Source organism: Sediminibacillus dalangtanensis (genome assembly GCF_017792025.1).
Taxonomy (GTDB): domain Bacteria; phylum Bacillota; class Bacilli; order Bacillales; family Amphibacillaceae; genus Sediminibacillus; species Sediminibacillus dalangtanensis.
Window position 1 is genome coordinate 2,571,002 of record NZ_CP046956.1, and the last position, 12,917, is coordinate 2,583,918.

Annotated in this window: 10 protein-coding genes and 1 other annotated feature; of the genes, 3 read left to right on the forward strand and 7 right to left on the reverse strand. The window is 41.7% G+C overall.

Annotated features, from left to right (window positions below):
• Positions 1–19: 19 nt before the first annotated feature.
• The 6 genes from ERJ70_RS12935 to ERJ70_RS12960 all read right to left on the reverse strand — a co-directional run bounded on the left by ERJ70_RS12935 (position 20) and on the right by ERJ70_RS12960 (position 7,065).
• Complete coding sequence (locus ERJ70_RS12935) at positions 20–1,135, reverse strand: nicotinate phosphoribosyltransferase (protein ID WP_209365257.1); 1,116 nt, start codon at positions 1,133–1,135, stop codon at positions 20–22.
• 153 nt (positions 1,136–1,288) lie between these two features.
• On the reverse strand, positions 1,289–3,736 hold the full coding sequence (locus ERJ70_RS12940) for a DNA translocase FtsK (protein ID WP_209365258.1): 2,448 nt from the start codon (positions 3,734–3,736) through the stop codon (positions 1,289–1,291).
• Between the two features lie 351 nt (positions 3,737–4,087).
• Positions 4,088–4,693, reverse strand: coding sequence for a YtpR family tRNA-binding protein (ytpR, locus tag ERJ70_RS12945; protein ID WP_209365259.1), 606 nt, complete (start codon positions 4,691–4,693; stop codon positions 4,088–4,090).
• A 4-nt stretch (positions 4,694–4,697) separates the two neighbouring features.
• Positions 4,698–5,525 carry a DUF1444 domain-containing protein gene (locus ERJ70_RS12950; RefSeq protein ID WP_209365260.1) on the reverse strand — a complete coding sequence of 276 codons (828 nt, stop codon included), beginning with the start codon at positions 5,523–5,525 and terminating at the stop codon, positions 4,698–4,700.
• Positions 5,526–5,692: 167 nt separating this feature from the next.
• Positions 5,693–6,013, reverse strand: a complete 321-nt coding sequence (locus ERJ70_RS12955; RefSeq protein WP_209365261.1) for a thioredoxin family protein — start codon at positions 6,011–6,013, stop codon at positions 5,693–5,695.
• A 35-nt stretch (positions 6,014–6,048) separates the two neighbouring features.
• The gene (locus tag ERJ70_RS12960; protein WP_209365262.1) at positions 6,049–7,065 is read right to left on the reverse strand and encodes a PTS sugar transporter subunit IIC; all 1,017 of its coding nucleotides are present in this window, start codon (positions 7,063–7,065) and stop codon (positions 6,049–6,051) included.
• A gap of 216 nt (positions 7,066–7,281) precedes the next feature.
• On the opposite strand from ERJ70_RS12960, the gene ERJ70_RS12965 reads away from it, so the two are divergent.
• Positions 7,282–9,522, forward strand: coding sequence for a methyl-accepting chemotaxis protein (locus tag ERJ70_RS12965; RefSeq protein ID WP_209365263.1), 2,241 nt, complete (start codon positions 7,282–7,284; stop codon positions 9,520–9,522).
• Between the two features lie 78 nt (positions 9,523–9,600).
• Here ERJ70_RS12965 and ERJ70_RS12970 read toward each other — a convergent pair whose 3' ends face one another.
• Complete coding sequence (locus ERJ70_RS12970) at positions 9,601–10,110, reverse strand: hypothetical protein (protein ID WP_209365264.1); 510 nt, start codon at positions 10,108–10,110, stop codon at positions 9,601–9,603.
• Between the two features lie 187 nt (positions 10,111–10,297).
• On the opposite strand from ERJ70_RS12970, the gene ERJ70_RS12975 reads away from it, so the two are divergent.
• Positions 10,298–10,738 (forward strand): YtoQ family protein, encoded by a 441-nt coding sequence (locus ERJ70_RS12975; RefSeq protein WP_209365265.1) that lies wholly within the window; start codon positions 10,298–10,300, stop codon positions 10,736–10,738.
• Positions 10,739–11,003: 265 nt separating this feature from the next.
• Positions 11,004–11,265: a binding site (T-box leader), on the forward strand.
• 82 nt (positions 11,266–11,347) lie between these two features.
• Positions 11,348–12,583, forward strand: a complete 1,236-nt coding sequence (locus ERJ70_RS12980; RefSeq protein ID WP_209365266.1) for an MFS transporter — start codon at positions 11,348–11,350, stop codon at positions 12,581–12,583.
• Positions 12,584–12,917: the final 334 nt, after the last annotated feature.

Consider the following 12,917-nt stretch of genomic DNA (forward strand, 5'->3'; position numbering starts at 1 on the left):
AAAAAGGTTTCAAACTATCCTAATGATCCGAATCGACGAAGTCTACTTTTTCAAGCCGTGGATTCGGGCGGTAGCGTCTGCCCTCTTTCGCTTGTGACTTCCCATTCAACAACACATTGTCTCCTGTAAAACCGATATTGATTTTCAACAGACTTCCACCGATCCCGTACATATCGACCGGAACCTTCAACTCTTCAAATGCTTTGATCCTGCTTTCAGTAAAACCACCGCTGACCATGATTTTCACATGATGGTAACCCTCTTCATCAAGGGAACGCCTCAATGCAAAGACCAATTCAGGGTTCACTCCCCTTGGGTCAAAGGTACCCATCAAATGTTGATTACGAAGGAAGTATTTATCCACCAGTGTCCGGGATGTATCAAGACGGACGCCTTTTAATGTTTCGCCGAATTCACGGGCAACTTTTAAAGAATCGGTAATTACATCATTATTGTAATCCACCAGTGCCATTAAGTCGTCTTCCGGGTACAATTGATGATAAGCTTTGGAAGCTTCAACAATGTCTCCTTCAAACATTTGAATCAAAGCATGTGGCATCGTGCCCATTCCCTGTTTTCCCCACCATTCGTTCATGGCATGGGTTGCCTGGGCAGTAGATCCCCCGATAAAAGCTGCATAACCGTCTCCGGCCTGCTGTGTATAGTGATCATCACGGTCTCCCATGAAAATTACAGGCTTTTGCTTGCCGGATGTCCTTGCGGCTTTTACCACATTATATACATTCGTGGCAACTGACGTTCTTCTGGCCAGTATTCCATCAATGATGCCTTCTAAATATCCGAAATATTGATAGGGTCCAGTCACCGTCAATACGGACTCAAAAGGACTGATTTTATCCCCGTCTTTCAAAGAATGTATTTCCAATTTCTCCGGATGGTCGGCAAATGTATGCAGCAATGCAATGGCTTCATCAGTGCCGCATAAAACAGCATGGTCTTTTTGAAAAAACTGCATGGTTACATAATTGTCAGGCACCTTATTCTTGGCAATTTCCCTTGTCTTTAAAAAGTAGACTGCCGAAAACCAGCCTTCTTTGACTCTTTCATCAAATTTAAATGTTTTATTCGTTAAACGGCTTATTTCGCCGTTTAATTTTTGTGTTATTTCCTTCATGTTCATTTACTCCTTAGAGATTGTCGTTACCCATGATAATAGTTCATTCTCTATCATATAAGAAGCTGAAGCTCACGACAAGTTATTTCCTCCTGATTCCTGACTAGTCATGACAGAATTCGACCCCCATTGATAGCTCAATGGGGGCCGTTCTCACTTATAAGATTCTTCTAGATAACCCTCGGCTTGTGTACTTGATATCAGCACATCACGTGGTTTGCTTCCTTTTTGCTCGGAAATGATCCCGTGAGATTCCATATAATCGATCAGCCTTGCTGCACGGTTATACCCGATTTTAAAACGTCGCTGCAGCAGGGAAGCACTGGCCCCGTTTTGCTGAAGGACAAATGCGACGGCTTCGTTGAACAACTCATCCTCTTCTTCTTCGACGTTTACTTGTTCTAGCAGCTGTTCCTGCTCAAACAAGTAGTCAGGCGGCGCCAGTTTTCTAACATAATTCGTCACTCGCTCGATTTCGTCATCCGATACGAAAGCCCCCTGGATTCTGACTGATTGACCCGAGCCATTTTCCAAGAAGAGCATATCCCCCCTGCCGAGCAATTTTTCCGCACCATTGGTATCGATGATTGTCCGCGAATCCACTTGGGAAGAAACACTAAACGCAATACGCGTCGGAATATTGGCTTTTATCAAGCCTGTGATGACATCCACTGACGGTCGCTGTGTCGCCAGCAATAAGTGCATACCACAAGCCCTGGCTTTCTGGGCAATCCGGCAAATCGCATCTTCTACATCTTGTGGGGAAACCATCATCAAATCAGCCAGCTCATCGATGACGATCACCAAATAAGGTAGATGTTCTTCATCCCGCTGTTGTTGCTTCATTTTTTGGTTATAACGTTCAACATCACGGACACCTTCTTTGACAAACTTCTCGTAACGCTCTTCCATCTCGTTAACAGCCCACTTTAATGCCGAGGTGGCAGCTTTCACATCAGTAATGACCGGGGAGACCAAATGCGGAAGTTCATTATAAGGAGCAAGCTCTACCATTTTCGGATCAATCAACAGAAACCTAACATCTTTATGGGATGCTTTATAAAGAAGACTAATCAAAATCGTATTGATACAGACGCTTTTCCCCGATCCAGTTGCCCCTGCAATCAGACCGTGCGGCATTTTCTGCAAGTCAGTCACAATCGGCTTTCCGGCTATATCAAGACCGAGTGCCACAGATAGCGGAGATACTGCATTCCGAAAAGCTTCTGCTGAAAAGATTTCCTGCAATCCGACCGCTTGTGCCTGGGGATTGGGCACCTCGATTCCGATTGCGTTTTTGCCGGGAATCGGTGCTTCCATCCTGATATCTCTTGCAGCCATATTCAATTTTATGTCATCGCTTAGGTTTTTGATTTTGCTTACCTTTACACCAAGCTCAGGTTGAACTTCAAATCTCGTCACAGCAGGGCCGCTCATCGCATTGACCACTTTAGCTTTAACATGAAAATGAGCTAATGTCGTTTCAAGCAGTTCAATTTGTTGATTCACCCAATCACGATTTTCCTGTGATTTTTGGACTGGATCATTCAGCAAATAATCCGGCGGTCCCTTAGGTTCCTTTTCGATAGTAGTATCTTCTTTTCGTTCTTTCCGGAAACGATTACGTTTATCCCTTGGCGTCATAATAACGTTGAAAGGTGTCCGGGATTTGGGTCGGACTGGAGGTTCCGGAGAATCAGTATGCTGTTCCTGTTGCTCCTCTTCGGACAACGCCTGTTCAACTGGTTCCTTCATTTTCTCGGAATCAAGTTCATTTTCGGCGATTTTTTCCCTATCTTCTATCTTTGGAAGCTTTTCTTGTTCTTCCTCTTTCACTTTTTCAAAAGAACTTTCCTGTGCTCGCTCTGTCGTCTGTTCTAACGTCTCGCTATTAACTGCTGCAACATTCGCTGCCTCTGATTCTTCTTTTTCACTTTCATCTAAGCTAAACGATACAGCTTCAGCAATTGTTATCTCTTTTTGTTCCAAAAGTTTTTCCAGTTCGGTATCTTTCGCCTCCCAATTGTTATCAACGGAGTGTTCCAGTGTTGAATTCCCCGTCGGTTGTTCTCGTTCACTCTCTATTCCTTTATCTTCCATCTCTCCATGGTTCGATTCCATTTTATCGAGCGAACTCTCCGCCCTTTTTGGACCTTTCTCCATTTGCTTTCGCAAAAAAGCCGGAGTATCGGTGTCCTTCTTAGCTTGGCGAAATCCATAAATCGGGGACGGAACCTCAGTCAGTTTGAATGGTTGTTTCGATTCAGCAGGCTCTACCTTTGATGAGCCTTTATTTTGTTGTTTTTCCACGGGGCTGTGTACGTCCCGATTCTGTTCTTTTCTACTGGTTTCATTGACATTGTACTTCTTCTCCTGTTTTCTTCGCTCATATGCCGGTCTTGCTCCTTCCCCTTTATCCTGCAGGTCAGGAATTACAGGAAATTTAAAGGAAGCATTTTTGGGATATTGATAAGACACTTTCGTATGTATACGATTTGCACTGCTATTCTCTTGACTGTCTTTTTCCTGTGGTATTGATTCTGTTTCTGGCTCATCATCGGCCAAAAGCTGTTTGAATTTTCTTTTTAGTTGCTCCCACATAGACTTCACTCTTTCTCATAAATAGTTACTTTACTATTCTATCAGTTTTTCCGACCAATTTGGATAAATAAAATGAATCATATTTTTTAAGCAAAGCGCAAGCCTACTCCCAAAAAAACAAACTTGCCAATTGGTGATGAAAGAGGCGCAGTTTCCCTTATACAAACCTCGAGAACACGAATCGTTCAAGTAAGTCACTTGCAGAAGCAGCGGTTTAACACTCCTGTTCAAAACTCTATGTGCCGATTCATCGTTAAATCTTTTGGCTAGATTGTATCATGTCCATCTGCTTTCATCCTACATAGAAAAACCTTCGCCCTTATCTTTCAGGGCAAAGGTCTGCTTTAAAAACTAAAATTCAAAAATCTGTCCAACTTGATAGCCATCATCCAGGACATAAATCCCTTTTTCCTTTGGAGCATTCGGAAGACCGAGTTCTTTTTGGGAACAAATCATACCAAAAGAATCGACCCCTCTCAACTTGGTCGGCTTTATCTCCATACCACTTGGCATGACGGCGCCTACTTTCGCGACAACCACCTTCTGGTCTTTGTCGATATTCGGGGCTCCGCACACGATTTGCAGTGTTTCATCCCCTGTATCCACCTGGCAGACACTTAATTTATCTGCATTTTCATGAGGCTGTTTTTCCTTCACAAAACCGACGACGAATTTAGGCGTTAAATCTACGTCAAAGGCTTCTTGCAACCCGTTTTGAGAGAATACATCTTGTATGTTGGCTGCCAATTCCTCTGTCAGCGTTATTTTTCCCGCTTCTGCCAAAGATAATTGGGACGCAGCATCGAAGATATTATATCCCAGTAACGCTCCGTTCTGTTCATCGGTAATCTTCACAACTTTCCCAAACGTCTCCTTTTTGATGTGATTGCGATTCCCTTGTTTGATAGGAACAATCAAGACATCGCCTATTCCATTGGGATTGTAAAATACATCCATCTACTTATTCATCCTCTCCTGAGTTCTGCTGGTTTTCCGGTTTGTTTTTTGCAAGGATGAAGACCGGTTCTAAATGCTTGTCCTCATACATGAAGGGCAGTGAAGTAATTGGTACTCTTCCTTCGGCGAAAAATTTCATGGTCATCTGCGCCAATATATCATAGCCCATTTTATTTTGAATGTCGGCAAAAATCAATACGTCCTGGTGCGGAACTGCTACCGCAAGCTCCCCTTTACTATTCGCTTTCATTTCTTCGAGAAGCGACTCGTTCAGGATTCTGCTTGCATCATAACCGTCCTGGCTGGCCATAAAGTAAAAGTCATTACCAGCAACTTGGTCATGGTTCATGTCGGTTGGAAGGGAACGCACATTAAAGGCAGCCACTTCTTCAAGCCTTTCCTGTGTCCATTCTTCCTCCTCCAACATTGACTGGTCAATCAACTGATAAGATTTCCCTAAATCCAGCGCATAATAAATGCGTGTTTCTGCCGTATGCTCAGTCACTACCATTCGTTTTCCGGACTTTGATTTTTTCGGAAATGAGGTGGCGCGGATGACAGGAAAGATGTTCTTTTCTTTTCCGCTCAACTCATTCGTCTGATCCATAATACGCAAAGCCTCTTCAATATGGTCTTCCAGTTCATCTAAAGCTGCTTCGCCCCTCCGTTCATACTTGGCAATGATATTGGGAATGGTGACGGTTATCCCTTGATGGGAATGTTTCCATTCAATTCGAAAAGTATCTTTATCTCTGTTAAAGGAAGTATTCCATTCCGGGTTATTCATTCTTTCTTCCAATTTCTTTTTCATTTTGATACTGGTCATTTTCATTCTTATCTGTTCCTCCTTTCGGAAACAAAGCTGCCTTTCATTATTTTAGCATTAAACGGTTCTCCAATAAACTGAAAGCAATCTGCTCATGCTTACGAAAAAAGCCTGCAAACAAACAAGCTGCTTTCCCACCATTTTCAACAAAACTGGGAAAGCAGCTACAATCCTTACTGATTGACTGGTAACTTTTCGATGAAGGCCTCGATTTCTTCTTTTGTTTTTCGGTCTTTACTGACAAAACGTCCAATTTCCTTGTTATGATCGAAAGCGAGAAAACTTGGAATACCGAAAATGTCCAATTCAGCACATAAATCGATAAATTTATCGCGATCCACATAGATAAATGTATATTCTTCATAATTTGCTTCTATTTCCGGCAGCAAAGGCTCAATCACCCTGCAGTCGGGACACCAGTCTGCCGAAAACATAAAGATGGCTTTTTCCTTCTTCCATTGTGAAAAGGCCTCCTTAGATTCTAGTTCTTTCATTTTTCGACACCTCCGTGCTTCATGATAGCATGTTTTTATTCATAATCAATTTTCATGTCTCCAGCCTGAATCCAGCCCCGTTTTCTAAGCAGTTCTGCAACAATAAAACTGATTGCTGCCGGACCGACAATATGCAAACCAAGAACGATCCAAAAAGTATCCATGCTGAACCCCATCGATTCAAACGTCATAATTTGTCCCACAAATCCCGCGGTGCCCATTCCCGCTCCAGAGGGGTTGTTGACTAAAGCAAAAACGACTGTCGCGAAAGGGGCTAACAGCGCTCCTGCGATGGTTGGCGGCAATAATATAATCGGCTTTTTGATAATATTTCCAACCTGCAGCATGGATGTTCCAATGCCTTGCGCCAGCAGACCGCCAAGACCATTATCGCGATAACTTGCAACGGCAAATCCGACCATTTGCGCAGCACACCCGACAGTTGCAGCCCCTGCAGCCAGCCCTTCCAATGATAACATCAAAGCAATAGCCACACTGGAGATCGGAGCTGTCAACGCCCAACCCATCAGAACAGCCACAATGATTCCCATTATCAATGGCTGTTGTTCGGTAGACCAGTTGATGATTTCACCAAACCATGTTAGTGCTGTCTGGATGGGAGGTCCGATAAACGTGGCCGTGAAAAATCCTGCTGCAATCGTCAGAAAAGGAGTTAGCAAAATATCGAGCCTTGTTTCCTTGTAAATGACCTTTCCTATTTCTGTAGCAAGCAATGCAGAAACATAGCTTCCAGCCGGTCCCCCCATTTCCGCTCCGAAAGCACCACTGAACAGAGCTGCGAACACAACAAGCGGAGGTGCTTTTAGTCCGTAGGCAATTGCAGTACCGATTGCCCCTCCCCAAATTTTTGTTTCCATCGCGAAACTGCCCATTTCCTCAAGTGAATGGATATGTAATTGAACACCGATCGTATTGATGATCGTACCAATGATCAGAGAGGAAAACAGCCCTAATGCCATATAGCTTAAAGCGGTTATGAAGTAATCCTTCGCTGAAAGTGTGACCCCTTTTTTATACAAAAACTCTTTCATCTTCCCGTCTCCTTTGCAAGATTCCTAAATATCATCTTACACAAACTGGCCTGACAAGACAATTCTTGGTTGTTTTATTGACAATTTTCAAAAGATTAATTGTCTTTCTATTCGAATAACTCTATAATTAGTCATATAGTAGCATTTCTGTCTTACGCAAAATGACCTATTACGACAGATCTTGCAAATCACAGAATAGACAAAGGGGGCCTATACGTGGGATCTATCCGAAATCGGGTGCGCTTAATATTGGGGCTATCCGTAATCAGTATTGTTTTCCTCGGCGTATTCGCAGGTTATTTTCTCAACAAACATTCACAGTGGGAGGAAGAAAAAGCAGATGTACAGAATGCACTTATGGATAGTGACGAAATTAGATATGAGATGTCACTTACAAGGCAAAAAGAACAACAATTCCTTGCGTCGCCCAGTCAGGAAAGTGCAGAAGAAATGGAAAAGGCAATCAGTGATGTAGAAAGCTCTGCGAATAGCTTTGCAGAAGAACATAAAGGCTATCAGGCAATCGCTGAAAACTTTACCGCCATTTCCGAAAATGCCGCAAAATACAAAGAACAAATGGACCCTATGGTCAATATGTACCGTATGGTTGGTTTTTCCGAAGAAGAAGGATTACTCCAGACCATCAATGAGACATTTGCCGAATTCGAAAAGTTAGTGGACGGTCTAGACAGCCCGGAACTGGCAAGTGCCTTGATGGAAATCAAAGTGCTGGAGCAAGAGTACATAGAACAAGGGAAAGACGGAGAAGCAGAAAGTAATTTGAACGAGGCAACGCGTGCCTTTTCCGATTTGATTGAGGATTCAGCGTTAAGTGAAGATGAATCATCCGAAATCAGCAGCGGGTTACTGAAGTACCAGCAATCATTAAATACAATCGCTAATACCAAAACGCAGTCCGCAGCAATAACCGACTCTTTTTCCAAAGTAGCAGAAGATGTTTCTTCCCAGGTGGAACAGGTAAAAACAGAAGCGGAAGCAATCAACAGCAAACTATCAGCAGATCAGGCCAATGCACGGCAAAATATGACGACACTGTTTATCATTCTCGGCGTGCTTGCTTTACTAACGATGAGCATTATCGGGTTGATCCTTATCCGTTCTATCGGCCGTTCGATCAGTTCTTTGAAAGAAGGAGCGCAAATTATCGGAGATGGTAATTTAGCTTATCGAGTACCGATAACAACGAAAGACGAGATGGCTGAGTTGGCAGAAACTTTCAATTCAATGGCACAAAAAATGGAGCAGTCTATGTTGAAAGTGAACAATGCTTCCAAAGTATTAAGTGATTCATCAACCAATCTTGCGGCCATCAGCGAACAGTCATCGGCACAGACGGAAGAAGTCAATGAAGCGATTAACCAGGTCGCGACTGGTTCGCAAAATCAAGCTTTACGCGTCGAGGAAAGCTCTCAGTTGATCGAGGCAGTATCAGGAGCGATCTCCAATACGAACAATGCGGCAGTAGATATATCGGACGCGCTGGAACTAGCTGAAAAAGAAGGAAACACTGGTCTGGAGACGATGAAAACCTTGGAGGGAACATCGACCTCTTTTATTGATTTAGCCGGACACCTTTCCTCGGAAGTCAAACAAGCCGCCGATCAATCCAAACAAATTACATCGATTGTATCGGCAATTGAAGAGATAGCTGATAGTACAAACCTGCTTGCCCTGAATGCCGCGATTGAATCTGCTCGGGCCGGCGAAAGCGGCAAAGGCTTTGCCGTCGTAGCTGACGAGGTTCGTAAATTGGCAGAGAGATCCAAGCACGAAGCACAGGAAATTCAGCAGTTGGTCAAAACGATGCACGCCCAAATGAATAATCTAACGACAGAAGCAGGAAAATTTGACACGTATCAACAGGAACAATCAACGGCAGTCGATCAGACAAAAGATGCGTTTCACCGCATTGCGAATCATATCTATAATATGAACGATAAAATTAAAGGCGTAAAAGATTCTCTCCAGGATGTAGACAGCGCAAATAGTGATTTACGGGAAAAAATGGAGCAAATCAGTGTCATTTCGGAAGAAGCAGTTGCAACAGCAGAAGAAGTCGCTGCTTCCAGTGAAACACAAGCCCAATCTATTGAAGAGGTAAATCAGTCTGCAGTCGATTTGCAGGGACTTTCTCAGGAACTTGCAGCTGAGGTCAGTCAATTTAATTTGGACGAAACACGTTTTCAAAGCGAAGCAGAACAAGATCTCGGAGAAAATGATTATGATGACATGGACTATTATCTGACAGAAAATGAAGAAGCAGCCGCTGCATTGGATCAAGAGAAAGATGAAGAGGAAAAAGAAGAAGAATCGGAGAACGGCAGTGAGACACAAACAGAGGAAAAGTTGAATGAACCTTCAGATGAACAATCGGTTGAAGAACCTCTAGAAGGAAACCATGAATTTACAGATGATATCAACAAAGAGGAAAAATGATTAAAAAACGGAAACCATCTCAATAATTAGTAAAGGGGCTGCCTCATAAGTCATGAAACACTTATGGGGCAGCCCCTTTTAATAGGAAACAGACCTGGCCATTTTCATCATCATTTGTGCATCTTGTTCTAATTGGTTTTTGGTTGTCAACGTCGTCACTTTCACACTGCCTGTCCCTACCTGCAGTTCGTATTTCCGTCCTTCAGGTTCGGAAATTTTAATATAGCCAAACCTTTTTTTCTCCTTAAATGACTCCAATAGGGCATTATCTTCTGCTTCTTCTGCTTCTCGATAATTAGTCTCGCTGGCGGCAGGTTCAAACCGATTGTAAAATAAAATATAGGTTTGCTCCCCATCTTCCAATATCAAATTATTATTAGTATTTTCAGCAATTTCCAAGTTGTCCGGGATGTATACTGCTAAATCATCCAGTTCATTATTGGTTTCCGGTTTTTCTTTCTTAAAAACCGTGTCGGTTACAGTCATTGCTTCATCAAATGCTTTGCTTTCAGCCTTTAATGTGCAGCCAGCCAAGAAAACTACTATCAAGGTAGAGGCGATCAGCTGACCAAATTTCCATTTGTTCACGTTCTTTCCTCCTGACCCGGTTGCTTCTTATTTTCCCTCTTATATCATACTATTATTTTTCTGTTTGGCAAGCACCGTCTCAATATTTGTCGATAGCAATAACTTCCACTGCTATTTAGGCATCCAGGAAGCAGATTTAGTCTGCTAATGATACAATGAATAAAATCAAAAGAAAGGGTGTTGTTCAATGGAGTTCACTGTTTACTTAGCCGGCCAGATACACGATAACTGGCGGTCGGAGCTGAAAGAAAACGCAAAAGTAAGAGGCTTGTCCTTCCAATTCGTCGGTCCCCAGGAGAACCATGAACTTTCAGATAATATCGGGGAAAAGATCTTGGGCGAACAGCCCGGTAAGCTCTATCGTGACGATGCAGCTTCGGCAATCAACAATTTTAGAACAGAAGTTTTGATGAACAAAGCTGATTTTGTGATCGCCCTGTTCGGGGAGAATTACAAGCAGTGGAATACGGCAATGGATGCTGCTACTGCAATTGCATTGAAAAAGCCAACAATCATCATACGACCTGAATCATTAATTCATCCGCTCAAAGAATTGTCGAATAAAGCAAATGTCACCGTCGAAACGACAAGCCAAGCGCTCGATGTCCTTACGTATCTTTTTGAGTGAGTGGCAGATAGAATACCACAATAATAACGAAGGCTCAAATATCCCTTGGCCGAGCCAGTGTAGAAATAATTATCTTCGAGGGAGTGATCTCCTCTCTCCATGGAAGATAAGTGATTCCGTTTTGGTTGGGGAACATATGAAATATTTTATTTATGAACAAGCGGACTCGATTTGATTTCTTATTTTCCCTTTATATAAAGGACTATTAGAATATTGAGTTTTCACCTTTTACATGATACCATATATAAAATTAAATATTTTGATTCAAATTGCGATGAAGAGAAGAGTAACTGAAATGGAATCATAACAGAGAGCTCCAGATGGTGAAAAGGAGCATGATTTATTTCATTTAAACAAGCCTCAGAGCATCACGTTGGATTCCAATAGATGATGGCGTGACAGGTGCTCCTGTTAAAGAGCTAAAGTATAAGCAATTTTTTTGCCGTACTTAAAGAGGTTAATATGGTGACATATTGACAAACTGGGGTGGCACCGCGATTATAAAATATCCAAATCTCGCCCCCAAGGCTAGTGTCTTGGGGGTGAGATTTTTTTGTTTCAAATGAAATTTAGAGATATTTTTAAATCAATAATCACAGGAGGCTAAATATGAATTTCAGAAAAATAGTGGATTATTGGAAGTATCCTTCTATTTTATTATTTGGGATAGGGGTTTCAACTATTGGAACATGGATATACTTTCTTACCTTAAATGTAATCGTATTTAATATGACGGGATCTCCCCTTGCAGTTTCAGCTCTCTATATAATTAGACCACTAGCTACGTTATTTACTAACTTATGGGGCGGTAGTGTTATTGACCGCGTAAATAAAAAGCACCTAATGGTATGGTTGGACATTATCCAAGGAGTGCTTATTACATGTTTAGTATGTTCGACCAATACATTATGGCTTATTTATTTACTTGTCTTTTTTATTAATATATCGAGCTCCTTATATAATCCAACTTCTGTTAGCTATATAACAAGATTAATTCCCAGAGAACAAAGGCAAAGATTTAATTCCTTAAGAAGTCTACTTGATTCTGGTGCATTTTTACTTGGTCCTGCAATTACAGGAGTACTTTTTTTAGTAGGAACGCCTATCTATGCCATTTTAATTAATGCATTATCTTTTTACTTTTCAGCTATAATCACCTTATTGATGCCTAATGTTGAGAAGAACAATTTATACAATATATCTACTCAACCTTTATCACTAAGGGTAATAAAGGAAGATTTAAAGGTAGTTTTTCAATTTAGTCGTAGTTTTTCATATGTGATGACAGTTTATTTTCTATTTAGCGTTTTCGTGGTCATGCAAACCGCTGTTGATTCACTTGAAGTAGCATTCTCGAAAGAAGTTATTTCTCTTTCAGATGATGAATATGGTTTTCTTGTAAGTATAGCAGGAGCAGGCATTCTAACGGGGTCATTAATCAATGCAATATACACAAATAAATTAGCACTTTCCTTTATTATTGGCATAGGTTCCGTAATGGTATCAGTGGGATACATTATTTTTGCTTTTTCTAATAATTTCCTAATTGCATCTGTCGGAGTGTTTGTCTTAGCATTTTCACTTGCTTTTGCAAATACTGGCTTTTATACCTTCTACCAAAACAATATACCAGTAGAGGTCATTGGTCGGATAGGGAGCCTTTATGGGTTTCTGGAGGCTTTGTTAATCATGGTGGTTACTTCTTTATTCGCCGTTGGAGCTGAATTATTATCTATTAAGTCAGTTGTTGTCTCAGGTGCACTTTTTATGTTGTTGTTAACGGGGGTTTTACTCTTCATCAATTTACGACCATCAAAGAAGAAATACTACAAAGCTGTATCATGAAAAGGAAAATATAATCCCCACATACCTTAACATATGACATACATCGAATGAGAACGATAATTCATCCCATTTTTCAAACCCTAAAATAACAGGCTGCTTGTTTTTTAGAAGAAGAAAAACTACAGAGTCAACTGCTGAACAATGAACGATCCCGCGCATTAAAATCATATTTGTTTATGCTGGTTTTGTGAAAGCATGTACTACGGTTACATTTGTTGATCAAGACAGGACAAAAGCGCAAGCGCCTGTTTAAAGGAGTACAAGCTAGAGCCGCCACGTCCTGTGGCAACGCCTGCATGACCCACATCGTTTGGGCCTCTGACAAGCTTAAGAA